Below are 25,963 nucleotides of genomic sequence, written 5' to 3'. Positions count from 1 at the left end.
AAGCAGCATGATACAGCGTCCGCCCCACACTCATCCAGGCCCGCCGTTGGCGCCCCGGCGCACGCCGGATCGAATCCCGGCGCGGATATCCTTTGTCGATTAAAATGAGCTTACCTTGCAGCGCGCGGCACTTACCCAGCCAGACCATTCCAGAACCAGCACGCCAGATGCCGCTATTGCCAACCGCCTCCAGAATCGCGCGCCGCCCGTCATGGCGCCGGCTGTGCCGCATCGTGGGCAGCATGCTGCCGGGCCTGATGCTGGGACTGATGCTGCTGTGGGCCGTGCCGGCGCCGGCGTCGGCCGCCGCGCTGGTGTTGCAGGACGGCGCCAGCCAAAAAATCGGCAATCGCGGACAACTGTTCCAGGCCGGCGACGACCTGCCGCCAGCCGATGCGGCCGCCCTGCCCGCTTGGCTGGCGACATTGCAGCCGGTGCCGAAAGTGAACCTGTTCGGCGGCAGTTACTGGCTGTACGCCGAGTTGCGCAACGACAGCGACCAGCCGGCGTGGGTGTTCGATCCGAACGATACGCTGATCGACCGGATCGATACCCGCATCTACGACAACAGCGGCGCTGCGCCGCTGCGGCTGCTGTCCGGCTACCGCCAGCCGCATGAATACCTGCTGCATTACGGCAAGGACGTGACGCTGGTCCCGGGCACGACCTATCGCGTGCTGGTGCATTTTTCGAGCCCGTATTTTGCGCGCGCGCCGGTCTTTTCAGTGGTTCCGCGCGACGTTTATCGCCGCCTGGTGGCCAGGGAAAATTTCCTGACCGTAGCCTCGATCGGCGCGCTGCTGGCGCTGGGCCTGTTCAACTTTTTCATCTTTTCGATCACTCGCGATAAATCGTCGTTTTATTACGCACTGTATGTGATGACTTATGGCATGGCGTGGGCCATCACTTTCCATGTGTTCACCGACCTGTTCGACTGGCATCAGCTGGAGCTGCACTATGTGCCGTTCTTCCTGCTGCCGGTATTGAGCACCCTGTTTTATAACAACTTCCTGCGCCTGGGCGAATTTTCGCCGCTGCTGGAAAAAATCAGCCGCGTCAACCTGGTGCTGCCGCTGCTAGTGCTGCCAAGCTGCTTTTTCTACCTCAGTTATGCGCATACGCTGGCCACCATCGTCATTTCAATCTGGATGACGCTGGCGCTGGCGTCCGGCATCGTGGTGTGGCGCAAGGGTTACCAGCCGGCGCGCTTTTTCGTGCTGGCTTTTATCGCGCTGATGCTGCCCGGCCTGTTCATCCTGCCGTCCAATGTAGGCTTGGCACCGGCGCTGGTCGACAATGCCCAGTTACTCACGCTGCTGGGCGGCACGCTGGACGGCTTGCTGCTGGCGTTCGCGCTGGCCGACCAGATCCGCGTGCTGCGCAACCACCTGGAACAACGGGTCCGCGAACGCACGGTGGAACTGACCCATACCAACGACAAGCTGACGCTGGCCAAGGAACACGCGGAAGTGGTCAGCCGCCACCGCATCGATTTCCTGTCGGCGATGAGCCACGACATCCGCACCCCGCTGGCCGGCGTGATCGGCATGCTCAAGTTCGCGCTGCGCGACCAGTCGGTACGCGGCCGTACCGAGGAATACCTGCGCATCGGCTTGCACAACAGCGAGTCGCTGCTGGCGATCTTGAACGACATCCTCGACTTTTCGAAGATCGATGCCGGCAAGCTGGCGCTGGAAACGCTGGATTTCGATTTGCTGGCGCTGATCGGCGACGCCACCGGCATCGTCCAGAGCCAGGCCGACGCCAAGAGCCTGCTGCTGCGCAGCGACTTGGCGCTGGACTTGCCGCGTTATGTACGGGCCGACCCGACCCGGCTGCGCCAGATCCTGATCAATCTGCTCGGCAACGGCATCAAGTTTACCGCCAGCGGCGAAGTGCTACTCGAAGTCAAGATGGGCAAGCCGGCCCGCAACGGCCGCGCCGGGATAGTGAATATCGAGTTCATCATCAGCGATACCGGCCCCGGCATCGCGCCGGAAATCCTGCCGCGGCTGTTCCAGAAATTCGAGCAGGCCGACCATTCGACCACCCGGCGCTACGGCGGCACCGGCCTGGGCTTGGCGATCTGCAAGGAATTGGTGGAATTAATGGGCGGCAGCATCGGCGTCGACAGCCGGCTCGGCGTCGGTTCGCGCTTCCGTTTCAGCCTGCCGCTGCACATCGGCGCCGCGCCGCCGCCCGACCCGCGGCTGGCGCCGCGCCGCGAACGCCACGCCTACCGCCTGCGCGCGCTATGCGCCGAAGACGTGCGCACCAACCAGATCATCATCGGCACGCTGCTCGAAGGCATGGGCCACGACGTCAAGATCGTCGAAAACGGTCTCGAGGCATTGCAGGCGCTGAGCGCCTCGGATTTCGACGTGGTGCTGATGGATGGCCGCATGCCGCTGATGGATGGCGAACAGACCACGCGCCTGATCAGGATAGGCGGCAGTCCCGAATACCCGGTGCCCGATCCGGCCATCCCGGTGATCGCGCTGACCGCCAACGCCAGCGAACATGACCGCCAGCGCTACCTGGCGGCCGGCATGGACAGCTTCCTCAGCAAGCCGGTCGACGAACGCCTGCTGTACGACCAGATCGACCATGTGATCATGATGCTGCTGAGCCGGGGCCGTTTGCTGAGCCCGACGATGCCGCCGCCACGCGCCAAAAAAACCGCCCGCGAAGAAGAACTGGCGCTGCAATTCGGCATTTCAAACGAGTTCGATGGGCTCGACGGCAAGGCTGGCCAGCACGGCCGGCACGATGGCGAGTGCGACGACCATGCGATCCGCATCGTGCCGCTGGTCGGCCTGTCGCACCAGCACATGCAGCGCATCACGCAAGCATTCCTGGATGAAGCGCCGCGCCGCTTGCAACTGGCGCGCGACGCGCTGCAAGCCAACAACGCCAACGCGGTGGCGGCCGCCTTCCATGCGCTGAAAGGCAGCGCCTCCTACCTGAGCCGGCCGGCGCTGCACAATCTGTGCAAGCGCATGGAAAACCTGGCCACCAACGGCGACCTGGACCAGGTCGCGCTGGGTTTTCCGGAAGTCGACGCGGCACTCAAGGAAGCCTGCGACGACTTGCAAGCCTAGTTATTCCCAGAACCCGTTCAGCCGGCTCCATGACGCGAACAAGTCCGGCCATGCCCGTACCGTGCCCTTGCCGGCGCCCAGTCCCCAGCCATGGCCGCCCGACTGGAACACATGCATCTCGGCCGGCACATTCAAGTTGCGCAGCGCGGCAAACATCAGCAGGCTGTTATCGACCGGCGAGATCGGATCGTCCAGCGCCTGCGCCAGGAACGTCGGCGGCATGTCGGGGCCGGCCTGCAACTCGACCGAATACGCGTTTTCCTCGGCATGGCTGGCGTGCTGGCCGAGGATTTCCTTCTTCGAATGGGTCTTGTTGAACGGCGGCTGCATCGTCAGCACCGGATAAATCAGCGCCGCGAACGCCGGCCGCGCGCTCAAGCGGTCGGCGCCGTCGACCGGCGCATAACGCTGCGCGTCGGGCCTGGCGGCCGTCATGCCGGCCAGGTGGCCGCCGGCCGAAAAGCCCATCACGCCGATGCGCTTCGGATCGATGCCGAATTCGCCGGCGCGACTGCGGATGATGCGCATCGCCCGCTGCGCATCCTGGAACGGCACGGCGCTGCTGGCCCAGCCTTCCTGCGGCAGCCGGTACACCAGTTCGAACGCGCTGACGCCCTGCGCTTGCAGCCAGTTGGCGGCCGGGCCGCTTTCCTTGCCGTTTTCGATATGCGCATAACCGCCGCCGCTGATGACCAGCACCGCGACGCCGTTCGGCCGCGCGGCGCGGTGCACGATCAGATAGGGTTGCGCCACATTGGTGATCGAGCCCTTGGCGCTCTGGCGCTCGGCGCCGCCCGGTCCCGGACCATCCGGCGGCGCGCCCGGCCACAGGCGGATGATGTCGTCGCGCGATTGCGCGCTGGCCACGGTCGGCAAGATAGCCAGGCTGGCGACGGTCAATAAAGGCAGGAAAAATCGGCGTGCTGGCATGCGGGGCCTCGCTGGGTGGATGAATAAGATGCCGGCCCCTTGCTCACGTCGTTGCTGGCCCGGCGTTCCACATAGTACAGTCTCGCCGGGCTGCGCACATTACCGCTGCGTTAATCCCGGTATCAAACTGTAACCGGGATGAACGCGTCAAGATTACTTCAGGATGCCGTTCTGCCTGGCCCACGAGGTGAACAAGCCCGGCCACGCGGCCACTTCGGTGCCGGCCGCCCCCAGGCCCCAGCCGTGTTCGCCGACCTGGAATACATGCATCTCGGCCGGCACGTTCAGCGGACGCAGCGCGTTAAACATCAGCAAGCTGTTGTCGATCGGCGAAATCGGATCGTCCAGCGCCTGCGCCAGGAAGGTCGGCGGCATGTCGGTGCCGGCTTGCTCTTCAACCGAATCGGCCTTTTCCTCGGCCACCGTCGGATGGTCGCCCAACAATTGCTTGTGCGAGTTGGTATGATTAAACGGCGCCAGCATGGTCAGCACCGGATACAGCAGCGCCGCGAACGCCGGCCGCGCCGACAGGCTGTCGACCGAGTCGATCGGCGCATAACGCTGCACGTCGGAAGTCGCGGCCGTCATGCCGGCCAGGTGGCCGCCGGCCGAAAAGCCCATCACGCCGATGCGCTCCGGATCGATGCCGAAATCGCCGGCGCGGCTGCGGATGATGCGCATCGCCCGCTGCGCATCCTCGAACGGCACGGTGGTGGTGGCCCAGCCTTCCTGCGGCAGGCGGTACACCAGTTCGAACGCGGTGACGCCCTGCGCTTGCAGCCAGTTGGCGGCCGGTCCGCTCTCGGTGCCGCTCTCGATATGCGCATAACCGCCGCCGCTGATCACCAGCACCGCCACGCCGTTCGGCTGCGCGGGACGGTGCACGATCATGTAAGGCTTGCTGACATTGGTGATCGAGCCCTTGGCAGTCTGGTGCACGGCGCCGCCCGGGCCGGGGCCATCCGGCGGCGCGCCCGGCCACAGCAGAATGGTGTTCGGAGTCGCCTGGGCGGCCGCCAGCGCAGGCAAGATAGCCAGTCCGGCAAGGAAACTGAGGATAAAACGACGATAGTGCATGTTGTGCCTTAAAAAGGTTATCTGTGTCGATATAAGTGACGAACCCGCTGTCGTCAAGACCAGCGCGGGTTCGGTCTCTTGCATTTTGACAAGCACAACATTACTGAGACATTACCAACACATTAATCTTCAAATGGCAGCTCTTGCTGGCCTTCGGCGCGCATATTGAACACATTCAAGGTCATCGCGACCAATGAGTAATATCCCAGCAAGGCGGCCAGGTTGACCGCCACCTGCAAGCCGAATCGGTCGACCAGCGCGGCATAGGTGGCATCGCCGACGCGCTTGCTGTCGTACAGTTCGGTGGCGAAGGTCCACACCAGCCGTTCGTCATGGTCCAGCGCCGCCGGTTCGGCGCCGCCGCGCAGCGCTTCGGCCAGCCGCGCATCGAGCCCGGCAGCGATGGCAATCGGATAATGGATATGCCATTCGGCCTGGCAGCGCCATTTGGCCGCCGTGACCAGGATCGCCAGTTCCGACAATTTGGGCGGCAAGCCGGTGCGGTAGCGGCAAAAGGCGCCCAGTTCCTGTGCGTGGCCGGCCAGTTCCGGGCTGTGTATCCAGCCGAGGAACGGGCCGTCGAGGTTGCCGCGCGGGCCGGACAGTATATCGTCCAGCACCTGGCGCTGCTGCTGGCTCATGGCTCCGGCGTCGAAGGCCGGCAAGCGTTGCTGCGCCTTCATGCGGTCGCTCCCGCTAACACCTCATCGAGCGCGCGCTCGATGGCCAGCGCCAGCAGATCGACGATCTCGTCGAGCTGCGCCTCGTCGACGATGAACGGCGGCGCCAGCAAGATATGGTCGCCGCGCGCGCCGTCGAGCGTGCCGCCCATCGGGTAGCACATCAGGCCGGCGTCCATGGCCTGCTGCTTGATGCGCGCATGCAGCTTCAACGCGGGATCGAACGGCGCTTTGGTCGCCCGGTCACGCACCATTTCCAGGCCGTAAAACAAGCCCCGGCCACGGATGTCGCCGACGTGCGGATGGCCGCCGAAACGCGCCCGCAGGCGCTGCTCCAGTGCCGCGCCCTGCTGGTTCACGCGGGCCAGCAAGCCGCGCTGTTCGACCTGGCGCTGTACCGCCAGCGCCGCCGCGCACGCGGTGGCGTGGCCGATATAGGTGTGTCCATGCTGGAAAAAACCGGAACCGTCGCGTATCGTGTCGCGGATTTGCCCCGACACCAGCACCGCGCCGATCGGCTGGTAACCGGCGCCCAGGCCCTTGGCGATGCAGATCAGGTCGGCCGTGACGCCATCCTGTTCGCAGGCGAACAAGGTGCCGGTGCGGCCCATGCCGCACATGACTTCGTCGAGGATCAGCAGCACGCCGTGGCGCCGGCAAATCCCGGCCATGCGCCGCAAGTAACCGGGCAGCGCCGGCACCGCGCCCAGCGTCGCGCCGACCACCGGTTCGGCGATGAAGGCCAGCACATTATCGGCGCCGAGACGGGCGATGGTGTCTTCCAGCTCCTGCGCCAATCGGCCGACATAATCCGCGTCGCTCTCGCCTTCCAGCCGGTCGCGGTAGGCGTAGCACGGCGCGATGTGCTCGACCGGGATCAGCAGCGGATCGAACTGCTTGCGGCGCCACGCATTGCCGCCCGCCGCCAGCGCACCCAGCGTATTGCCGTGATAACTCTGGCGCCGTGCAATCACATGGCGGCGCCGGCCCTCGCCCCGTTCGACAAAATATTGGCGCGCCAGTTTCAGCGCCGTTTCGACCGCCTCCGAACCGCCGGACACGAAGTACACGCTATCGATGCCCTGCGGCGCGCGCTCGACCAGGAAGTCGGCCAGTTGCTCCATCGGCTCGGTGGTGAAAAACGAGCTGTGCGCGTACGCCAGCTGGCCGGCCTGCTCGCGGAGCGCGGCGATCACCGCCGCATCGCTGTGGCCCAGGCACGACACGGCCGCGCCGCCCGACGCATCCAGGTAGCGCTTGCCGCCGCTGTCGACCAGATAAATGCCCTCGCCGCGCACGGCGGTCGGATAGGCGGCGCGCAGGTGGCGATGAAAAACGTGAGATGTAGCGGCAAAAGACATGGATGATTTCCCCGATGGGCCGCGGCGGCGGCGACCGGTCAATTATAGGGAGGAATATTCGCGCATGCAACATTTGATGCAAATATAAAATAAAAGATACATTTGATGAATTTCACATGAAAAAGGCAGCATGGGCATACTTCCATGCGGTAACATTTGTCCTTCTTCAACGTCGCCAGGAGTCGCAGCAATGCCCGAGCAAGCCGTCGTGCTGGATTACGCCAGCTTCATGCAACAGGCCAAGGCCGGGTTTGCCGAACTGAGTCCGCAATTCCAGGCCGGCGCGCGCTACCTGATCGACCATCCGGACGAGATCGCCGTCAGCTCGATGCGCAGCGTGGCGCGCAGCGCCGGCGTACAATCGTCGACGCTGGTGCGGCTGGCGCAGCATTTCGGTTTTGCCGGCTGGCCCGCGCTGAAGGAAGTATTTGTCGGCCGGGTGCGCAGCCAGCCGGAAGGCTATGCGAAAAAAGCCAGCGCCATCACGCGCCAAAGCCAGCCGGACAGCCTGATCAGCGAGGTATTCGGCGCCCAGCGCCAAAACCTGGACGCCACCGAAGCCCGCAACCACACGGCGTTGCCGGCGGCGGCCAGCCTGCTGGAACAGGCCGCGCAGGTCCATGTCGCCGGTTTCCGCGCCTCGCACCCGATCGCGCTGTCGTTCCAGTACCTGTACCGGCTGTTCCGTCCCGGCGTGCATCTGCTCGGCGCCAGCAGCGGCAGCCTGGAAATGGGCTTGCGCGCCATCGCACCGGATCACGTGGTGCTGCTGGCCAGCTTCGCGCCGTATTCATCGGAAGCGCTGGTGGTGGCCGGCGAAGCGCGCCGCATCGGCTGCAAGCTGGTGGTGATCAGCGACAGCGACGCGGCGCCGGCGGCCTTGCAGGCCGACCTGGTGCTGCCGATCGCCGTCAGCAGCCCGTCGTTCTTCCCGTCGATCGTGGCCGGCGTGGCGCTGGCCGAAAGCCTGGCCGAATTGCTGGTGGCGCGCGGCGGCGAAGCCGCGGTGCGGCGCATCGGCGAGGCCGAAGCGCAGTTGCTCAGGATGGGCGCGTATCTCGGGCATGGTTCGAAGGCATAGCTGAACCGCCCGGGGTTTTGTAGAGGCTCCATTGTTTGAGAGAATTGAGTCATGAAAAAGCAACCCAAATATTCCCCCGAAGTCATCGAACGCGCCGTGCGCATGGTCAGCGAAGCCGGCAGCCAGTACGAATCGCAGTGGGCAACTATCCCATCGATTGCAGCCAGGATCGGCTGCATGTCTGAAACGCTGCGTCGCTGGGTCCGCCAGCAAGAGCGTGAGGCGAGGCCGTCGAACTGGCGGCTCTGGAATGGGTGTCCTGGTTTAACCATCATCGACTGCTGGAACCGCTCGGCTATATACCGCCGGCGGAAGCTGAGGCAAACTATTACAAGCAACTGCGCAGTCAAGCCATCCTGGCCTGACTCACACTAACCGGCCTCAACGAAAGCCGGGGCGGTTCACGCCCATCCGGATGGGAGCGAGCCGCCTTATGTCCACGCGGCACGCCCCCAGCGCGATGCCGACTTGATGTATGTTTGTGAAACGTAATTCGGTCGATAAATCGACTATGCTCGTGATCTGGAAGAATCGCCATGATTGCCTTTGTTGATCATGCCTTCACTCCATCAATTTGAAAAATGGTGTTCACCTGCGCCTGCAGCAGACGACTCACGAAAGCGCCTTGAAAAATTGCACTGCCAACTGTAAAACCCCAAGCTCCCGTGTCGATCATTGCATTAACTCGCGCTGCGCTGTCAATGCTGCCGGCGGCAATGATTGGCACATCAACTGCTTCGACTACGCGTCGGGTAAGAAATGCAGGATCACCTTCGCCGGAAAACCGGTAAGCCAGCAAATCCAGGCCGTGCACGCCAGGCAAAGACGCGAGACGCTTGGCGTCTTCCACAATCTCTTCCATTGTGCCTTCCAGAATCGTCGGATGTCCTTTTGTGCGACCTGCAAATGGATAGTACTTGACTGACGAACCACGCAACAATTTCAGCGTTTCATCGACATGACGGCCACCCAACAAATAATCGACTCCGATTTCAAGCGCTGCCTGCACGGATTCCATCTCCGAGGCGTCGCTGGTCGCGACCACTTCCAACATTACCTCGCGACCATCGGCGCGAATGCGATCAGCAAGTAGCTTTAGTTCAGGTACAGGTAACCCTATATCTTTAAAGCCGACGTAACGGATTTGGCTATCGCGCATACTCTCATAGGCGGATAGCGCATTGTCAACCGTAACGTCGTTGTTTGTTAACATCAGAATGAAGTGAGACATTTTTTGCTCCGCAAAAGTAGATGTTGGTTTCGGTTAGGGACGGATAAATCGGTGTGCAGTTTCAAGTGCAATTTTCAGGCTAGACGGATCGGCTATACCTTGACCGGCGATATCGAAAGCGGTACCGTGGTCTGGACTCGTACGCACAAAAGGCAGGCCGACCGTGATGTTTACGCCGTCTTCCATACCGGCAAGCTTGACTGGAATCAAACCTTGGTCATGATATTGGGCCACAACGATGTCGAATTTTCCACGGCGTGCGTTCATGAACACGGTGTCGCCGGGCCACGGGCCGCTGGCGTCAATGCCCTCAGTGCGCGCAGCCTGGATGGCCGGCTCGATGATGTCGATATCCTCGCGTCCGAACAATCCTCCTTCTCCTGCATGCGGATTCAGACCTGCAACCGCGATGCGCGGTCGGTCGATCCCGAGGTCACGCAACGTTCGATGTGCGAGCCGGATAATGCGCAACTCGTTTTCAATCGAAAGCCTGGCGATCGCTTCGGACAATGCGCAGTGGACGGTCACCAGAATGGTCCGCAGCGTCGGATTGACGAGCATCATCGCGTAGTCGCGGGTGCCGGAAAGCTCTGCCAGCATTTCCGTGTGACCCGGATACGGAACCTGCGCGGCGGCCAGCGCTTCCTTGTGGATCGGCGCCGTGCAGATGCCCGCGATTTCCTTGCGTATGGCAAACTCGATCGCAGTGCGGATGGCGTCGAACGCCGCCTTGCCAGCCAGCGCACTAATCTTGCCTTGCGGAAGATCTCTGGGTAGGTCGCTTGTGTTCAGTACTTCCAGTACACCGGGACGTGGGGCGATCTGATTGATTGCGCTTACTGTGACGATGTCTAGCGGCAGACCAAGCGCAGCTGTCTGCCGGCGCAGTACTCCCGCATCCCCGATGACAAATGTGGCATGGCTTTTGATGAATCCCACGTCGGCGAACGTCTTCACTACGATTTCGGGGCCGATGCCGGTTGCGTCGCCCATCGTGACGGCTATTAGCTTCATTGCTCTACTCCTGTTAACGCATCCAGGCACCTGAGGAGCGCCTGGTCGTCGCCGAAACCACCGGCCTTGGTCACCATCGGAAACGCCGATGTTGCGGGTTGAACCAGCACGAGCGGTGTGCCGGGTTCTACTTCACGGCACACGCGCAGCGAGGTCGCAGGCAACGCATCGACGATCCGCCGCGCGGTCTCGCCACCTGTCACGACCAATCCATCGCAGGCCCCCGTGCCCAGCAGATGCACGATCTGCAGTACGATGTCGTGAAGCGCCCCTTGCTGCGCAGAGTACGTTGCGCCCGTCGCCAGCGCATTTACGCCGTGCCGCGCGCGGGCCACTCCAAGTTGTCGCCGCGAACGCGGATTGAGACTGCCTACCAGCAGCCACGGACGCCGTGCCCTTATTTCAGCCGCCGCCCGTATCGCATCGACGGCGTGCAGTGCGGATTGGGGCGGCGGGAGCACACGCGCCATCGAGCGCAGCAGCCCGGTGGACCCGGCCCACAGCAGATCGGGCGCGGAGATGAAGTTCCTGACCAGTTCATCCAGATCTTCTTCCGATCGTGCGTCAACGACGACGGCGGCATGCGTGCCGAGCAACGCGCGCGCATCTGCGGCATCGCGTGCGACCTTGACGGCAACCCCGTGCGCCCTGAAAAGCTCCGGCAGGTTCGACACCGTAACCGGATGCGTAGGGTCCTGAGCAAACGCAGTCAGATGGACCGGCACGCCGTCGACGTACACGCTGCCGCTTTCAGTGCTACGTCCCGCGGAAGGAAACGCAGGCGCGATCAGCAGCTTGCGCCGGCCGGACGCCATCTGTGCCGCGAGGCATTCCTGAGGGATGAAGCCACGTAACGTGGAATCGAACTGTTTGATCAATACGTCCGCGTTGCTCCATGCCGTCGCCGCCGCCGACACCGTGCTCGCGGCATGGGCTCCCGAACTTTCACGGGTGCGCGTATCGATGCTGGCGATTGCCGCATCATTCATGCCTTCGGCTGCGATCAACACGGCCGTATCCCAGCCGCATTGCGCGAAGCACGCAGTGCCATCCAGCGCACTCGTGAAATCGTCCGTGATAATGCGTAATTGCATGACCAAGCTCCTTGTGGTATGTTTGGATTGCAGATTCTATCTATTCTGTCGTAATTTTAAAGAACCAATATCAAGGGATTTTTGAGCATTTATGGCTGCGCGCACATCGTCCACACCTCACACACCCGCGTTGCTCGGCCTCGAACTTGATCGACGCAGCGGCACGCCAACGTTTCGTCTGGTCGCCGAACAGTTGAGAGCGCGCATCCACAGCGGCGCACTGCCCGGCGGCACACGCTTGCCGCCAAGCCGGCAACTGGCGACGCAGTTCGGGATCGCACGCAACTGCATCGTCGAGGCTTACGACGAGTTAATCGCAGACGGCCTGATAGAGGGGCGTGGTCGCCACGGTACGTTTGTCGCTTCCCGTGCAGTCGTGTCGGGGCATGCGAGGTCGGGAGAAATCTCTACGCCGGTGGTTTTGCAGCGGCATAGGCTGCAATCCGGGAGCGCTTCGGATCCGCGCGAAGCAGCCTTCGACTGGCGGCCGGGACAGGCGCATGCGCATGCGCTGCCGCTGAACGCATGGCGCACTGCATGCCGCGAAGCGGGGCGTCATCTACCGCCTCAGGACTATGGCGATCCGCGTGGCGACGCCGGTATCAGGCGTGCGATCGTCGAATGGCTCGAAAAGCATCGCTCGGTGCGCGTGACAGTCGGGCAGATCGTCGTCACGCAGGGTACCGGGCAGGCGCTTGACCTGATTGCGCGCGCGTTGGTACGTCCCGGCGATTGCTGCGCGACGGAAGATCCTGGATATGCGAATGCGGCGCTTTCATTCTCTCGGGCCGGCGCGTGGTTGCGTCATGTTCCTGTCGATGAAAACGGCATGTGCGTCGAAGAAGCGTTTAGGGGCGATGCAACACCGGTTCTGCTCCACATCACGCCGGCGCATCAATATCCGATGGGGGGACGTCTGTCCGGGCAGCGGCGACGGGCGCTGATTGACGCTGCGCGCACTCACGGCACGCTGATTCTCGAGAACGAGTACGACTGCGAATTCAACTACGCGGGAACAAACTATCCGCCGATTTTTAGCAGTGCACCTGAAAGTACGCTGCTCCTAAGCACTTTTGCCAAAGCGGTCAGTCCGGCGCTGCGGCTAGGGTTCGTCGTCGCGCCGCAGCATGCCGCGGCGGCACTGGCCGGCCTCATTGAGCGCGAGCGGCTGCATGCCTCCTGGACCGCGCAAAAGGTAATGGAATCGCTATTTCGTTCGGGTGAACTTGACCGACATCTGCGTAGGGTGCGGCGTCATTACGCCGCGTTGCGCGATCTGATACGCAGCCGATTAGGGCGATATTGCGATCGAATCGCCGTGCTGGGCGACGAAGGTGGATTGCACGTCGTGGTACGCGGTTGTACCCATGAACTCGATCGCACGTTGAAGGCGACTCTGCAAAAGAAGGATATTCGTTTCGATACGGTCAGACAATTCGCGACCGCCCCGAAAGTAGACGGCTTCCTACTCGCTTACGGCCACATGAGTCAGGCTATGTTGACATCCTCGATCGACGAGATCGTGCATTGCCTTGACGGAATTTATATTGAAAGTGCACGTTCAGGGATGCGACAACGAAATGCGAGCCGGTAGTCAAATCCTTGGTCGCGCCACGCTATACCCCCAACTAAGTTTTAGCTAACTGGTCGATTTCCGTCGGTTTGGGCTTACAACCTCAACTCCCATTTTCTCGCTCATTCTATTGAAGGTCTGTGAGGAAGGCACTTCCACCAAGGCACGTTCAAAGCGATTCCTGCTAAACGCGTCAACCGCCTCGACGTAGCGCAGTGCCGACTTCATATCGCGCCAGCCAACGTATTCCATGAGGTTTTTGACATCCCATCTTTTGGATGCTGCCCAATTGGCGAAGCCACGCCGCAGGGAATGGCTGCTATTTAGCTCAGCCGTGTTAATGCCGCTGACGTCGGTCGCTAGATGCGTTCTGGCCGCCGCCAGTCGATCCCTTCGAGCAGCATCGACAGCTACGCCTGTGACCAGACGAAGCGGCCGCGCTCAAGGCGCTTTGCTAGTTAGTCATCTTTTTTCACAACCGTTGTGACCTTGGACTTGCTGGTAAGGTCCAGCTGGAGGAGGCGGCTAGTGGCACGGGGGCCACCACATTCTCACCCGCCCTCTGTCACCAAAACCGCGTGGCCTTAAATCAAGTATGGCGAGCAGAACAACCAGGCACCTCCTACCAGCGTGGACTGGAGCGGCGCGCCCCATTTGCGAACTTAACTTTGACGCGCAGACAAAAAATGGAATAAAGCCAACATACGCCAACTGATTGATTTTCTGCGTAAACGATGTGAGCCTAACTTTAACGATAGCCAGAACTCGGCCGTATGCCCCCTGCGTTTTTTGCCTTCCCCCATTTGCCGTCATCCCGGGGCCACAGGTCTCAGATTCAGGATTCACCATGTTGTTGCTGGCACATTATCGACTGGATTTTTTCCGTTAATTCTTCCACCTCAACATCTTCAATAACACGTGTACCACTTGGGTCGGCAATGTCAGTATCCTGGCGTCCTTTAAATATCACGTAGTTGCGCAAAACCATCATTCTTACCCCACAATCTCCTCCCCCCAAGCCCGTTGCAAGCATGATTTCCTCAGGTTGCTCACCGCCCTTCAGCGTTTGCTTCACTTGAAAACGTCCCTCTCTCCACGGCCACTTATGACGGTCATCGATAGGCATGACTTTGCTCTCAAGAAGATTGGCGATGAATATTTCTTCCGCTCCTGCAACCCGCTGCTCAAGGGAACGCGCAGCGAACTTGCAAGCGGATGCATTTACCATCAGCAACATGAATGTGACGCCGAAAAAGCAGTTCTTCATAGTTTCCCCATACCTCATTCAGGCGATCGCTGTTGGCCCATTCTGGGCTAAACCAACTTCCATGCCGTTGTCAATTATCTCTGAGTCGCCACCAATCGTCCAGACACTCTCCAGCCTATCATTCAGGCCAGCGGCAGCAACGTTGCGCCTAAAAATCCGTCTCGCCCTGTATCACCTGCGGATAACCGGTCATCGCGCGCGCGGTCTGCATGCCGGCCATCACCGCCGCTTCGACACAGCCGGCGTTCAAGCCGGTCCTGATCCAGTCGCCGGTCAAATACAGATTGGAGAAGCCCGACTGGTCGGTGGCCAGCCGGTATTGCGTGCTGTTCACCACCGACATCACGTAGCGCTCGGATGGATCGACATTGGCGCGCCAGTACTGGCTGTCGAAACGGGCCGGACCGCTGGCCTCCCTGGCCTCGCCGGCATCATGCAGCCAATGCCAGGGGAATGCGCCGGCCGGACCGGCGGCCGGCCACAAGGCGCTGATCTGCTGCCCCAGTTGATGCAGCGCGCCCTGCCTGGCGCGCTCGGCGCAACGGGCCGGAAAATCGCTGTCGGTAATCGGCGGATAGTCGTCGACCGGCAAGGCGCTGCAAAAATACGAGACGTTTTTCGGCGCATGGCCGGCCGGCCAATCTTCGCGCTCCAGCAACTGGTCCATCGGCGCCCACGTATCGTACGGTTCGGTAAATGCGCTCAGCACCGGCTGCTGGTTTTCCGGCAAATAGTTCCAGCCGAGCTGGCTGATATCCTTGTTCAGCCACACCTGATAGGCCTGGGTGGCGACGGTCTTGACCTTGTCGGATGCGTTTTTTAATGCGGGACTGCGCTCCAGCAACTGCGGACACAGCGCCGCCAGCGAACCGATCGAGATACCGAACACCACCTGGTCGAAATCCACGCCTTTTTTCAATATCGTGGTCGGCAGCGGCTGGCCGAATTTCTCTTCATAGCGTTGCGGCCAGTCGCTCCAGTACGATTCCAGGTTGACCTGTTTTTCTTGCAGCAAGGCTGCTTGCAGGGGCTCGATTTGGGCGTAGTCCGGCTGGCTCGGCCAGCAATCGAGCCCCTTGACCGGCACCAGCGGCTGGTAGCCCTGCTCCGGCCTGGCCAGCGCCACTTGTTCGGTCAGGCGGATGCGGCCGACGGTACTTCCGTCCGGCACCAGTTCCTCGATGCGCTGGAAAAACTTGAATTGGACGCCGCGCTCTTTCAACACCTGGTACAGCGGCGTAAAAATGGTGTCGCCCATGCCGGCCTGCATCTTGAACATGATGCCGCCCTTATAGGCCAGGCCGATGCGCGCCATCGCGCGCAGCAGGGTGCCGGCCTCGATATTCGGCCTGGCGAAATCGCCGCCTTCGTAGGCGAACACCAGATCGTAAAAGCCGCGCACCGGCGCCGAATCGATGCACAGTTTTTCATCGCCGCCATGCTTGCGCAGCCAGTCGCGGAAATCGATGTCGTTGATGACATCGAAGCCATGCTTCAGCACGCCGTCCTCGAACAGTCCCTTCATGACGGTGATGCCCAGGTCCAGGCAAATGAACAAACGCCGCAGCTCGTCGTTGGTATTGACCAGCGAGCGGTAGCGCAAATGCAGCCAGCCGCGAATGCCATGCAGGGTACTGGCCAGCAATTGGTGCTTGGCGCTGTCGTGGCGCCGCGAATCGGGCGCCAGCTTAGTGACCAGTGCGGCCAGCGCGCCGACCGACAACGTCATATCCAGCCCCAGCTCATCGGCCTGTTCCATCACTTCATCGGCCAAGTTACGCAACCAGCCGGGCCAGGCGCCATTGGCCGTGGTCGGCGCGGACCAGCGGGCCACATCGGCCACTTTGCGAATTTCCTGGATCCACGCTTCGAGCCAGCCGACCATGGCCACCGCCATTTGCCACAGCGTCAGGCTTTCGCCGCCCTCGCCCGGTTCGCCCGGCAAGGTCGGGAACACGATCGACCAGTTGCGCCAGTGCCCTTCGACATCTTCCGACACGGCCACGTAATCGTGCTGCTTGAACGCATCTTTCCACGTCGCCAGCGGCGCGCCGGCCGGCCGGTTCAAGCTGGCATAAGCTTGCTTGATCATCTTGAACGCGTTGGCGTAAAAGCCGAACCAGATATGCAGGCCGTGTTCTTCGATGCGCTGGCCGGCGTCGCGATTACGCCCGCTGGCGCCCTTGCCGCCCAGGCGCCAGCCCAATTGATAGACGGTGATGTCGTACTTGTTTTGCCAGCCGGCCTGGTCGGTCAAATAATACGCCGTGGTCATAGCCGCGACGCCGCCGCCGAGGATGGCAATTTTTTCCGGCGCAATACTCGAATTGTCGACCAGTTCTTCACCCGGCATCGCGCTGAAATCGAAATGGACGTGGAATGGCAAGATCGCCTCTTGCGGCCCCACCGTCAAACCCAGCGTCTGGTCCAGCGGGAAACTTTCGTAGGCATGCAGCGTGCATTCGTATTGGTAGCCGAGCAAACGCCCGCTGTGCAAGCGCTTGACTTCAGCCGGCGCCGCCACCAGCGCCTGGTACACCGCCTTGATGCCGGCGCTGTCTGGAAATTGCTTGAGGAAAATCTGGTCGATGCGCGGATTTTTCAGCAGCGACATAATATCGGCCCAGCCAGCTTGGTCGAGGTCGAAAAAGTCCGGGATGGACAGGAATAATTTGAACGCTTGCTCGATCAGGTCGAGAAAGCCGTTGACCGGCCGGTGATCGGCGATTTTGACGGTGGCGTTTACTTCCAGCAAGGGATGCATCGCGATCCGGGTTTCCGGCGAAAATTTCTGGAACCCCTTGGCCGCGACCGAACAGCGCAGCGGTTCGCTGCCAGCCAGCGGGATCTCATAGTCGCACAGGTATTTCGGATAACCAAACAATTCGCGGCCGTTAATCAGCGCCATCGCATCGTCGACGAAAATATGGCAGGGATACCAGTAAATATGGGCCAGCTTGCCGGCCTGGTCCATCTGACCGACCATGACCCAGGTGACGATATCGACTTCGCTGATCCAGCCCTTGGCTTGATCGACCGGAGCGGCCGAACTGGCGTGGTTGATGCGGGTAAAAGTCAGCATCACATACGGTGAAATCGCCTTGAAACGCATGCGTCCGGACGCCGCCGCATTGAGCGTGCCATCGATGGTGGCCTGCAATTTGGCCAAGTTTCCGCGCACGAAATAACCATACATTTCCGACTGATTCAATTGCAAGGGCGCATGCATCATCACCGAACCGCCCTGATAAATATAAGAAGGTCTTACCGCCATCGTCACGTCTCCGAAAAGTTACAGATGATTGATTGCCAGCGTGAAATCACCGAGCGCGCGCTGCACCGCCAGATGTAGCGCATCATTCTCAGCGCCAATAGTGTATTTCAAAAACTAAAGGCGATGACATGAAATATATTGCCGAGTGCGCCAGCCGAACCGGGCCAGGTGTACGATGGCGTACACGTCATCGTAATGGAAAACCGCATGGAACAAGAAACCCGGGCCTGGGTCCGCATGCCGTCCGGAAAGCGGCTGGACTTGCTGCACCCCACTCCGCACGACTGGGAAGATCACGACCTGGCGCTGGGACTGGCGCGCACCTACCGCTGGGGCGGCCACTCGGCGTGGCCCTTGCCGCTGTCGGTGGCGCAACATTCGATCAGCGTGATGCTGTTGCGCCGCGCCGCCGCCAGCACACCCTTGAGCCCGTTGGCCGAACTGCGCGAATTGCTGCACGACGCGGAAGAAGGCTTGCTGGGTTTCGACTGTATTTCCGTGTTAAAACCATTCCTCGGGGAACGTTTTCGCACCCTCAGCGAGCGGCTGGAACAGGCGATTTTCCTGCGTTATGGCTTGCCCGCGTGGACAGCGCAAGAATATGCCTTGCACAAACATGCCGACCGGCTGGCGGCGGCCAGCGAAGCGGTGCATGTGGCCGGCTGGTCGCGCGACGAAGTGCGGCGCGTGCTGCAGATCGAATTCGAGCCGCTGGACCTCGATCCCTTGCCGGCGCTGTATGGCGGCACGGCGTGGCAACCGTGGCCGCCCGGGCTGGCTTGCGAGCGTTTTCATGCTGAATTGCAGCGTTTATTGCGCCAGATCGCCGGCTAGTGCCGCCCTGTTCGAACATGGCGAGCGCCGATTCCGCCAGACTTCGATTTTTCCTTTTCCAAGCCCCCTCCATGCTGAGTTACATCAAGCATCGGCAACCGGCCAGGGCGTACTTTGGTGCAGGAGCCTGGCATGCCAGGTCATCAAAAATATTGAACAGGAGAATGTTATGGCCATCGCAATTGCACAACCCGGCAAAAGCTTGCTCGACAAGATCGTGCTGGCCGGCTTGTGGACCTCGGCATGCATCGTCGGCCCGGCACTGTCGGCGCTGAAACAGGGTTTCGAGGTCTATGTGATTGCCGACGCCTGCGGCGACGTGTCGGACGAAGCGCACCAGCGCGCGATGGAACGCATGATACAGGCCGGCACGCAGCCGATGAGCGCGCTGTAATACCTGCTCGAACTGCAGCGCGACTGGGCCCGCGGCGCCACCTACGATGCGACGGTCGCCACCGCGATCAGCCATGGCGGCGCTTATGGTTTGGGATTGATTTACGCCAAGTCGATGTTCAATGCCAGTGAAGGCCATTGATTGGCTGCATCCCCCACAGCGGCGCGCATCAGGCAAGCGCCGCGCATCGCCATCTGACAGCGCTACAGCATCGGCAGGCGCAGCCAATCCACCGTCTTGCGTATCCATTGCAAACGCCGTTTGGTGTACGGCGGGAAAAGCAGCTTGACCAGCATCAGCGGCGACGAACGCAACACTGCCCGCTCGTGTGAAAACGCCTTGAAGCCATACAGGCCATGGGCATTGCCGATGCCGGAATGGTTGATGCCGCCAAATGGCAGGTTGCCATGGGCAAACTGGACGACACAATGGTTGATGCAGGCGCCGCCCGAGCTGGTGCACTGCAATACCCGCCCGATCCGCGCCTGCTCGCGGCTCCACAAGTACAGCGCCAGCGGTTTCGGGCCGGCATTGATGGCGCCGATGACCTGCTCGATGTCGGTATAGGCTATCACCGGCAGCAACGGGCCGAAAATTTCCTCGGACAAAATAGCCGCGTCGGCCGGTATATTGTCGAGCAAGGTCGGTGCGATATAACAGGCCGCCGTATCGCTGTTGCCGCCAGCCCGCAGCCTGGCGCCACGGTCCAGCGCGTCGTCCAGCAAGGCGACGATACGCTCAGTGTGGCGCCGGTTGATCATACGGGTCAAATCCGGGCTGTGCTGTTGCTGTCCGGCCGGACCATAACGGGCTTGCAGCACCCGGATGCAGGCGGTCATGAAGGCTTCCTTGACCGAAGCATGCACATACACATGGTCGGGCGCGACGCAGGTTTGGCCATTGTTGACGAACTTGCCCCACATCAGCGTCTCGGCCGCCAGCGTCAAGTCGGCGCTTTGATCGACAATCGTCGGCGAACGGCCGCCCAGTTCCAGCGTGACGCTGCTCAAATGGTGCGCGGCGGCAGCCATCACGACCTTGCCGACGGCCGCTGAACCGGTAAAAAAGATATGGTCGAAGGGCAACTCCAGCAAGGCCCGGGAGGTCGCCAGCGCGCCCTCGAACAAGGCGACTTCGTTAGCCGGAAATACCTGGCCGATAATGCGCGCCATCACGGCCGACACGGCCGGCGTCATTTCCGACGGTTTGACGGTCACGGTATTGCCGGCCGCCAGCGCCGACACCAGCGGGCCGAAACACAAGCTCAATGGATAATTCCATGGAGCAATAATCAACACGCGGCCGCGCGGCTGGTATTGCACCCACGCCGACGTGCCCAGCATGGTGCTGGTCGGCCACACCTTTTGCGGTTTCATCCAGCGCGTCAAGCGGCCCAGCGCATGGCGCATCTCTTCCAGCACCGGCATGAATTCCGACGCCTCGACCTCGGCCGGCGGTTTGCGGTAATCCTGCTCAAAGGCGTCATAAAAATCCTGGCGCGCCGCCATCATGGCCACACGCAAACGGCGGATGCGGCCGGCGCGCTCGGCGGCGCTCGAGCCGCGCCACGACAACGCCGTCGCTTGCTGCGATGCGAAGACAGCCGCCATCCGCGCGCTATCGGCTTCGCCGATGTTGTTGCTGGCAGAGAAATCGTGTGCATTGCTGTCTGGTGTGCGCATGGCGATCCCATCAATCAAGATGAGGCAGCCTACCATGGGATAGTTGCCGGTACGAAGACGATTTTCTTCTTTACCCGGTAGCGCCGGCCCGTCTTCTCAAGACTGAGGTCTTGTTTGAATATCCAGGCTGCCCCTGATTTCCAGGCGCCCCTTCACAATTCCCCTTAAGCAATAAATTCAAACTACATAGCCGACGATGAAAATTTTATTTTCAAAATTGTAATTTTTAATTTTTCATGATATTATTATTTTTTTAATATATATTTTCAATGATGAAAAAATCTTTTTTTACAGTCGTGTTTCTCGCTTTCTTAAGCATGTCGGGTATTAGCAAGGCACAGTCGATCGCAAGCTATGATATTGAAAATGCACGCGCTCAAAATTATGGGCTGTGGACGAACAAGTATTCTGGTTTGATAACGCCGGCAAAGACTTCAGGATTATTCAATTATACAGGCGGAAGTGGAACGTTAAATGACGGAATCGTTCCAAATGGTATAGAAAATACACAAATGATTATTGGAACGGACAATCCGGTCATTACGTTGCATCTATCTGAAAAAAGTACCATAAAAGAATTAAATTTCTACAGCATGTTATATACCGGCAATTATTCCGCTGGCAACCTGAAAAGTGCAACGATTAGTTACGGTGGAAAATCGGTCACCGTCGACGCATTTAATTGGGGGCCGACCTGTTCCAATCCCCACGCCGTATTTTGCAATAACAAACTAGATTTAAGCAATACCATTTTAAATGGAGTGGAAACTGACACAATTATTATTAGCAACTTTTTAACGAAAAGCAACTACAGCCCTTATTACTCGATTGGAGAGATCTCGTTAAACGGCTCGTTAGTATCGCCCGTTCCAGAACCTGGCATTTATGGCATGATTCTGGCCGGACTGGCTTTGATTTATTTGAATGCAAGAAAAAAGCGTAAGAAGGCAGTATGAAATACTGGCTGCCTGGCTTGCAGTTTTCCACCTGGCCTCCCAGCAGGAGCGTATTCATCGACTGAAATAGCTTCGAAGCGCAAGGGCCTAGGTTCAGGGTTTTCTTGCAGCGGCGCCAGCCAGCCACGCGCCAAAGTCGCGCCGCATCGCCGGGTTCAATTCATGCACCGCGTCATATTCCCGGTACACATGCAATACCCCCTTGTCGGTCAACAACTGATGCGACTTGCGCGCGAAATCGATCGGCAGCTTGCTATCCTGTACCCCATGGGAAACAAAGGCCGACACCGTGCGCAACGCTTCCGGCGCGGCGATAGCGGGATCGATTTCGGGCAAGATGCGGCCGCTCAGCAGCCCGAAACCGGCCAGCAAACCAGGCTGGGTCAGCCCGACGCTGGCGCTGAGGATGCCGCCCTGGCTGAACCCCGCCAGCCAGATGCGCTCCGCATCGATGCCATAGGCGGCCGGCAAGCCTCTTATAAAATCCAGCAGCGCCAGCCGCGAGACCTCGGCCTGGCCGGCGTTGATGACCGGGCCGGCCGCGCCGAAAGTAACATGAAACCACCCATACGCATCCGGCCCCAGCACCAGCGGCGCGCGGACCAGGATCACGGCCAGCGATGGATCCTGCTCTTGCGCCCAGGCCAGCAAATTAACTTCATTCGACCCCACGCCATGCAGCAGGATCACGCATGGCGCGCCGTCCAGCACGCCATTGCCGGGCGCGCGCAGGCGGTGGGCCAAGGGCCAGTCCGGTCCGGAAACCAGGTGTTGCAGCGTATGTTTCATCAGGGCACCTCCGTTGTATCGTCCAGACTGACAGTATAGGGTGACTATATTTTTAGATAAATCGCGATTAACATGATTGTTTGTTGCGAAAAACGAGACAATGGATAAGTTCCAGGAAATGCAATCATTCGTGGCGGTAATCAAAGCTGGCAGCTTCGTCGCGGCGGCAACCGCACTCGACACGTCGAAAGCGGCCGTGTCGCGCCATATCGCCGACCTCGAAAACCGGCTCGGCGTGCGCCTGATCAACCGGACTACCCGAAAATTGTCGCTGACCGTCGATGGCCAGACGTTTTTCATGCATTGCCAGGAAATATTATCGGCACTGAACGAGGCCGAATCCGACTTGAGTTCGCGCAGCCCGGAAGCGAGCGGACTGCTGCGCATCAGCGTGCCGGTAACGTTTGGCGTGCTGCACCTGGCGCCGCTGTGGGGAGAATTCCTGGCGCAACATCCGAAGATTTCACTCGATGTGATCCACTCGGACCGGCACGACGATTTGATTGAAGACGGCCTCGACCTGGCCGTGCGGATCGCGGCGGCGCTGCATCCGACGCTGATCGGACGCCGGCTGGCAACGACCCGTCTGGTGCTGTGCGCCACGCCGGCCTATCTGGCGCGACGCGGCGTGCCGCAGCATCCGGGCCAATTGCCGGAGCACGACATTATTTCCTACAGTTACTGGTCGTCGCGCGACGAATGGACTTTCCAGGGGCCAGGCGGGCCGGCGACCGTCAAATTGAGCCCGCGCATGCACACCAATAACGGCGATGCATGCAAGGCGGTGGCCTTGCAACATCAAGGCATCATCTTGCAACCCGCCTTCATCGTCGATCAGGAATTGCGCTCCGGCGCGCTGGTGGAAATCATGCCAAGCTACCAGGCCGGAGCGCTGACCATCCATGCGGTGTATGCGACACGCAAACATTTGCCGCTGAAACTGCGGCAATTGATCGACTTCCTGGCGCAGCGGCTCCACACCACGCCATGGGTCAGCTGATATCAGCGGCGCGCCACCAGCACCGGATCGGCGCGGTACAACTGCGGCAGCACGCGTTTCAGGTTGTCGACTTTCGGCAAGTCGTTGATCGCGATATACGGATTATCCGGGTAGCGGGTCAGGTAATCCTGGTGATAGGCTTCGGCGGTATAAAACCCCTTGCCATCCTCGATTTTGGTGACGATCGGCGCCTTGAAGGCCTTCGATGCATCGAGCTGGGCGATATACGCCTGGGCCACCTGGTGCTGTTGCGGATTGGCCGGGAAGATTGCCGAACGGTATTGCGTGCCGGTATCCGGGCCCTGGCGGTTCAGCAGCGTCGGATTGTGCGCGACCGAAAAGAAAATCTGCAGCAAGCGGCCATAACTGATCACGGCCGGGTCATACGTCACCTTGACCGCTTCGGCATGGCCGGTGTCGCCTGCACCGACCGATTCATAATGGGCGGTACTGGCGCTGCCGCCGGCATAACCGGACAGCGCGCTGCTGACGCCGCGCACATGCTGGAACACGCCCTGCACGCCCCAGAAGCAACCGCCGGCGAACACCGCCGTTTCGGCATGCGAAGTACCGGCCGGCAAATCGACCGCCGGCGGCGCAATCACCACCGCCATCTCGGCCGAATCGGCCGACGGCATTTGCAACCACAGCAAGGACAGGGCCAGCGCCGCGCCGGCCGCCAGTTTCAGCATGAATGGCGGGTTCACATCACCGTCTTTATAGGTATCGGTTTGCATTTTTCATCCTTTAATCGTCAAGATTAGTTGAAATTAATAAACTGCGGAATCAGCCGAACGTGAAGGCATAGGCCTGCACGCCGGAATCGAGAAATTCAATCGAAAACGTACGGTCCTTGACCGGACCGGACTGGCGCACCAGTTGATACAAGCGCTGGCCGGTGACGGTGCCGCTGCCGTCGGCGCCGATGTCGCTGCCGTGATCGGCGCCCGGCGCCGCGCCGTCGATGCTGACGCGGAAACGCACCGGCTTGCCATTCGGACCAGGGCCTAGCACCAGATGCAAGTCGCGGGCATGGAAACGGTAGACGATGCTGCCCGATGGTTTGTCCAGCGTGGCTTGCTCGTCCTTGACGGTCCAGCTGCCGCCCAGGCCCCACTGGTTCAGCGCAGGCTGGCTGGGAGCGGCATACACGTGCGGCCGGTCTTTCAGCGGGCCACCGGCGGAAGCGAAGTTTTGCGCCCGTTCATAACCGACATAGGTTTCCGGCGAGCCGACTTGATTCATGTCGGCGGCTTGCTGCACGCCCTTGGCGTCGGCCGCGACGACATCGCTGGCGATATTCTTATTACCGGCTTCGGCCAGCAATTGCTGGATCACTTTTTCCGATTCGGCATATTCGCCTTCGCCAAAGTGGTGATGGCGTACCTTGCCTTGGGCATCGATGAAATAATGCGCCGGCCAGTATTGATTCTTCATCGCGCGCCAGATCGCATAATTGTTATCGACCGCGACCGGATACGTCACGCCCAGCTCGTGCACCGCCTTGCCGACATTGCCCAGGTCGCGTTCAAAGGCGAATTCCGGCGCGTGCACGCCGATCACCACCAAGCCCTGGTCGCGGTATTTCTCGGCCCAGGCTTTGACATAAGGCAAGGTGCGCAGGCAATTGATGCAGGAATAGGTCCAGAAATCGACCAGCACCACCTTGCCTTTCAATTGCTGGGCGGTCAGCGGGGCCGAATTGAACCATTTGACGGCGCCCGACAAGTCAGGCAACACGCCTTCCACCGGCAAGGCCAGCTCCGGTGCGGGTGCATGGGCGGCCATCATCATCATGCTGCCGCCGGCTGCGTCGGCCTTCGGCAGATTGGCCGACATCATCGCGCCGGCATTCACGTTGGCGGCCATCATCGCGCCACCGTCGGCTTCTTTTTTCGGAGAAAGACGATCCAGCAAGCCCTGCTCCAGGCCGGCCGTGGTGACGGTCGACACTTGGGTCAGCAAGCCGGTATCGAGACCCAGCGCAATCGCCGCCACGCCGCACAGCATGGCGCCGCCCAAACCGCGGCGCAGCCATTCGCCGGCGCCCAGTGAGCGTTTCATCGCAGCAAATACCTTGCCGCCAATCAACAGCGCGATCGCCAGCGAGGTAGCCGCGCCGGCCGCATAGGCCAGCAACAGCAAGGTGGTGCCGATACTGGCGCCGTTCAGCGCTGCGCCGGTCAACACCAGTCCCAGGATCGGGCCGGCGCAGGGCGCCCACAACAGGCCGGTGGCGACGCCAAGCAGCAACGACGCCGCCGGGCTGGAACGGCCCTGGCTATCTTGCGCCGAACGGGACAGGCGATCGCCCGCCGCGACCAGCGGGCTGGCCAGGCGCTCGGCCAGGTGCGGGAATAACAGGGTCACGCCGAAAAACGCCATCAGGACCAGCGCCAGCCAGCGGCCGTACTGGTTGGTTTGCACCACCCAGCTGCCGCCGACGGCGGCCAGCGTGGCGACCGCGGCGAAGGTCAGCGCCATGCCGGCCAGCAAAGGCAAGCCGCTGCGGCGGAAGGGCTGGCCGGAACGGGCAAACACGAACGGCAGCACCGGCAAGATGCACGGGCTGACGATGGTCAGCGCGCCGCCGAGAAAAGATAACAAGATCAATAACATTGGAAA

Annotated in this window: 19 protein-coding genes and 3 pseudogenes; 9 read left to right on the top strand and 13 right to left on the bottom strand. The window is 60.8% G+C overall.

Annotated elements, in window-relative coordinates; translation table 11 throughout:
- The first annotated feature begins 167 nt into the window (after nucleotides 1–167).
- Nucleotides 168–3,101: a 7TM diverse intracellular signaling domain-containing protein gene (locus GJA_RS08745; RefSeq protein ID WP_242404489.1), complete on the top strand. Its 2,934-nt coding sequence runs from the start codon at nucleotides 168–170 to the stop codon at nucleotides 3,099–3,101.
- On the opposite strand, the gene GJA_RS08740 is transcribed toward GJA_RS08745, so the two are convergent.
- The 4 genes from GJA_RS08740 to GJA_RS08725 all read right to left on the bottom strand — a co-directional run bounded on the left by GJA_RS08740 (nucleotide 3,102) and on the right by GJA_RS08725 (nucleotide 7,149).
- Nucleotides 3,102–4,031 (bottom strand): alpha/beta hydrolase, encoded by a 930-nt coding sequence (locus GJA_RS08740; protein ID WP_038491056.1) that lies wholly within the window; start codon nucleotides 4,029–4,031, stop codon nucleotides 3,102–3,104. It lies immediately after the preceding gene.
- A gap of 153 nt (nucleotides 4,032–4,184) precedes the next feature.
- Complete coding sequence (locus tag GJA_RS08735; protein WP_038491053.1) at nucleotides 4,185–5,108, bottom strand: alpha/beta hydrolase; 924 nt, start codon at nucleotides 5,106–5,108, stop codon at nucleotides 4,185–4,187.
- A gap of 122 nt (nucleotides 5,109–5,230) precedes the next feature.
- Nucleotides 5,231–5,791, bottom strand: coding sequence for a carboxymuconolactone decarboxylase family protein (locus GJA_RS08730; protein WP_038491050.1), 561 nt, complete (start codon nucleotides 5,789–5,791; stop codon nucleotides 5,231–5,233).
- Nucleotides 5,788–7,149 carry an aspartate aminotransferase family protein gene (locus GJA_RS08725; RefSeq protein ID WP_038491046.1) on the bottom strand — a complete coding sequence of 454 codons (1,362 nt, stop codon included), beginning with the start codon at nucleotides 7,147–7,149 and terminating at the stop codon, nucleotides 5,788–5,790. The genes GJA_RS08730 and GJA_RS08725 overlap by 4 nt, the downstream gene beginning before the upstream one ends.
- A 190-nt stretch (nucleotides 7,150–7,339) precedes the next feature.
- Here GJA_RS08725 and GJA_RS08720 point away from each other — a divergent pair, with 190 nt between their 5' ends.
- From GJA_RS08720 to GJA_RS27220, 3 genes and pseudogenes are all read left to right on the top strand, one after another.
- A complete protein-coding gene (locus tag GJA_RS08720) occupies nucleotides 7,340–8,230 on the top strand; it encodes a MurR/RpiR family transcriptional regulator (RefSeq protein ID WP_038491043.1) in 891 nt (296 codons plus the stop codon).
- 51 nt (nucleotides 8,231–8,281) lie between these two features.
- Nucleotides 8,282–8,452: pseudogene (locus GJA_RS27225) on the top strand (transposase); the annotation flags it as partial.
- 2 nt (nucleotides 8,453–8,454) lie between these two features.
- Nucleotides 8,455–8,595, top strand: a pseudogene (locus GJA_RS27220) (IS3 family transposase); the annotation flags it as partial.
- A 188-nt stretch (nucleotides 8,596–8,783) separates the two neighbouring features.
- Here the strand turns inward: GJA_RS27220 and GJA_RS08710 are convergent.
- Genes GJA_RS08710 through GJA_RS08700 form a run of 3 tightly spaced genes read right to left on the bottom strand, consistent with a single transcriptional unit; the run spans nucleotide 8,784 to nucleotide 11,569 of the window.
- Nucleotides 8,784–9,461: a nitronate monooxygenase gene (locus GJA_RS08710; RefSeq protein ID WP_038491041.1), complete on the bottom strand. Its 678-nt coding sequence runs from the start codon at nucleotides 9,459–9,461 to the stop codon at nucleotides 8,784–8,786.
- Nucleotides 9,462–9,494: 33 nt separating this feature from the next.
- Entirely contained in the window at nucleotides 9,495–10,475 is a 981-nt protein-coding gene (gene pdxA, locus GJA_RS08705; RefSeq protein WP_038491038.1) for a 4-hydroxythreonine-4-phosphate dehydrogenase PdxA, read from the bottom strand.
- On the bottom strand, nucleotides 10,472–11,569 hold the full coding sequence (locus GJA_RS08700; protein ID WP_038491035.1) for a four-carbon acid sugar kinase family protein: 1,098 nt from the start codon (nucleotides 11,567–11,569) through the stop codon (nucleotides 10,472–10,474). The genes pdxA and GJA_RS08700 overlap by 4 nt, the downstream gene beginning before the upstream one ends.
- 91 nt (nucleotides 11,570–11,660) lie before the next feature.
- Here GJA_RS08700 and pdxR point away from each other — a divergent pair, with 91 nt between their 5' ends.
- Nucleotides 11,661–13,163, top strand: coding sequence for a MocR-like pyridoxine biosynthesis transcription factor PdxR (pdxR, locus tag GJA_RS08695; RefSeq protein ID WP_081905301.1), 1,503 nt, complete (start codon nucleotides 11,661–11,663; stop codon nucleotides 13,161–13,163).
- Nucleotides 13,164–13,977: 814 nt separating this feature from the next.
- On the opposite strand, the gene GJA_RS08690 is transcribed toward pdxR, so the two are convergent.
- Both GJA_RS08690 and GJA_RS08685 read right to left on the bottom strand, forming a co-directional pair.
- On the bottom strand, nucleotides 13,978–14,409 hold the full coding sequence (locus GJA_RS08690) for a hypothetical protein (protein ID WP_038491030.1): 432 nt from the start codon (nucleotides 14,407–14,409) through the stop codon (nucleotides 13,978–13,980).
- Nucleotides 14,410–14,557: 148 nt separating this feature from the next.
- The gene (locus GJA_RS08685) at nucleotides 14,558–17,683 is read right to left on the bottom strand and encodes an NAD(P)-binding protein (RefSeq protein WP_038491027.1); all 3,126 of its coding nucleotides are present in this window, start codon (nucleotides 17,681–17,683) and stop codon (nucleotides 14,558–14,560) included.
- A gap of 237 nt (nucleotides 17,684–17,920) precedes the next feature.
- Here GJA_RS08685 and GJA_RS08680 point away from each other — a divergent pair, with 237 nt between their 5' ends.
- Both GJA_RS08680 and GJA_RS27205 read left to right on the top strand, forming a co-directional pair.
- Nucleotides 17,921–18,517, top strand: a complete 597-nt coding sequence (locus GJA_RS08680; RefSeq protein WP_051781386.1) for a phosphohydrolase — start codon at nucleotides 17,921–17,923, stop codon at nucleotides 18,515–18,517.
- 208 nt (nucleotides 18,518–18,725) lie between these two features.
- Nucleotides 18,726–19,052: pseudogene (locus GJA_RS27205) on the top strand (isochorismatase family protein); the annotation flags it as partial.
- 62 nt (nucleotides 19,053–19,114) lie between these two features.
- Here the strand turns inward: GJA_RS27205 and GJA_RS08670 are convergent.
- Nucleotides 19,115–20,593 (bottom strand): aldehyde dehydrogenase family protein, encoded by a 1,479-nt coding sequence (locus GJA_RS08670; RefSeq protein WP_081905300.1) that lies wholly within the window; start codon nucleotides 20,591–20,593, stop codon nucleotides 19,115–19,117.
- 269 nt (nucleotides 20,594–20,862) lie between these two features.
- On the opposite strand from GJA_RS08670, the gene GJA_RS28215 reads away from it, so the two are divergent.
- Complete coding sequence (locus GJA_RS28215) at nucleotides 20,863–21,549, top strand: PEP-CTERM sorting domain-containing protein (protein ID WP_081905299.1); 687 nt, start codon at nucleotides 20,863–20,865, stop codon at nucleotides 21,547–21,549.
- 93 nt (nucleotides 21,550–21,642) lie between these two features.
- Here GJA_RS28215 and GJA_RS08660 read toward each other — a convergent pair whose 3' ends face one another.
- Nucleotides 21,643–22,338, bottom strand: a complete 696-nt coding sequence (locus GJA_RS08660) for an alpha/beta hydrolase (protein WP_038491021.1) — start codon at nucleotides 22,336–22,338, stop codon at nucleotides 21,643–21,645.
- A gap of 100 nt (nucleotides 22,339–22,438) precedes the next feature.
- Here GJA_RS08660 and GJA_RS08655 point away from each other — a divergent pair, with 100 nt between their 5' ends.
- Complete coding sequence (locus GJA_RS08655) at nucleotides 22,439–23,338, top strand: LysR family transcriptional regulator (protein WP_038491018.1); 900 nt, start codon at nucleotides 22,439–22,441, stop codon at nucleotides 23,336–23,338.
- A gap of 2 nt (nucleotides 23,339–23,340) precedes the next feature.
- On the opposite strand, the gene msrA is transcribed toward GJA_RS08655, so the two are convergent.
- Complete coding sequence (gene msrA / locus GJA_RS08650) at nucleotides 23,341–24,075, bottom strand: peptide-methionine (S)-S-oxide reductase MsrA (protein WP_051780516.1); 735 nt, start codon at nucleotides 24,073–24,075, stop codon at nucleotides 23,341–23,343.
- Between the two features lie 49 nt (nucleotides 24,076–24,124).
- The gene (locus tag GJA_RS08645; protein WP_038491014.1) at nucleotides 24,125–25,957 is read right to left on the bottom strand and encodes a cytochrome c biogenesis protein DipZ; all 1,833 of its coding nucleotides are present in this window, start codon (nucleotides 25,955–25,957) and stop codon (nucleotides 24,125–24,127) included.
- Nucleotides 25,958–25,963: the final 6 nt, after the last annotated feature.

Source organism: Janthinobacterium agaricidamnosum NBRC 102515 = DSM 9628, assembly GCF_000723165.1.
GTDB lineage: Bacteria > Pseudomonadota > Gammaproteobacteria > Burkholderiales > Burkholderiaceae_D > Janthinobacterium > Janthinobacterium agaricidamnosum.
Note: the sequence above shows the minus strand (reverse complement) of the source record. Positions and strands in the feature narration are given on the sequence as shown.

Coding starts and splice junctions, on each gene's coding strand:
- GJA_RS08670 (WP_081905300.1), bottom strand. CDS start 20,593: ATGCGCACACCAGACAGCAATGCACACGATTTCTCTGCCAGCAACAAC.
- GJA_RS08680 (WP_051781386.1), top strand. CDS start 17,921: ATGCCGTCCGGAAAGCGGCTGGACTTGCTGCACCCCACTCCGCACGAC.
- GJA_RS08700 (WP_038491035.1), bottom strand. CDS start 11,569: ATGCAATTACGCATTATCACGGACGATTTCACGAGTGCGCTGGATGGC.
- GJA_RS08710 (WP_038491041.1), bottom strand. CDS start 9,461: ATGTCTCACTTCATTCTGATGTTAACAAACAACGACGTTACGGTTGAC.
- GJA_RS28215 (WP_081905299.1), top strand. CDS start 20,863: ATGATGAAAAAATCTTTTTTTACAGTCGTGTTTCTCGCTTTCTTAAGC.
- GJA_RS08660 (WP_038491021.1), bottom strand. CDS start 22,338: ATGAAACATACGCTGCAACACCTGGTTTCCGGACCGGACTGGCCCTTG.
- GJA_RS08740 (WP_038491056.1), bottom strand. CDS start 4,031: ATGCCAGCACGCCGATTTTTCCTGCCTTTATTGACCGTCGCCAGCCTG.
- pdxA (WP_038491038.1), bottom strand. CDS start 10,475: ATGAAGCTAATAGCCGTCACGATGGGCGACGCAACCGGCATCGGCCCC.
- GJA_RS08745 (WP_242404489.1), top strand. CDS start 168: ATGCCGCTATTGCCAACCGCCTCCAGAATCGCGCGCCGCCCGTCATGG.
- pdxR (WP_081905301.1), top strand. CDS start 11,661: ATGGCTGCGCGCACATCGTCCACACCTCACACACCCGCGTTGCTCGGC.
- GJA_RS08690 (WP_038491030.1), bottom strand. CDS start 14,409: ATGAAGAACTGCTTTTTCGGCGTCACATTCATGTTGCTGATGGTAAAT.
- GJA_RS08730 (WP_038491050.1), bottom strand. CDS start 5,791: ATGAAGGCGCAGCAACGCTTGCCGGCCTTCGACGCCGGAGCCATGAGC.
- GJA_RS08720 (WP_038491043.1), top strand. CDS start 7,340: ATGCCCGAGCAAGCCGTCGTGCTGGATTACGCCAGCTTCATGCAACAG.
- GJA_RS08685 (WP_038491027.1), bottom strand. CDS start 17,683: ATGGCGGTAAGACCTTCTTATATTTATCAGGGCGGTTCGGTGATGATG.
- GJA_RS08735 (WP_038491053.1), bottom strand. CDS start 5,108: ATGCACTATCGTCGTTTTATCCTCAGTTTCCTTGCCGGACTGGCTATC.
- msrA (WP_051780516.1), bottom strand. CDS start 24,075: ATGCAAACCGATACCTATAAAGACGGTGATGTGAACCCGCCATTCATG.
- GJA_RS08725 (WP_038491046.1), bottom strand. CDS start 7,149: ATGTCTTTTGCCGCTACATCTCACGTTTTTCATCGCCACCTGCGCGCC.
- GJA_RS08645 (WP_038491014.1), bottom strand. CDS start 25,957: ATGTTATTGATCTTGTTATCTTTTCTCGGCGGCGCGCTGACCATCGTC.
- GJA_RS08655 (WP_038491018.1), top strand. CDS start 22,439: ATGGATAAGTTCCAGGAAATGCAATCATTCGTGGCGGTAATCAAAGCT.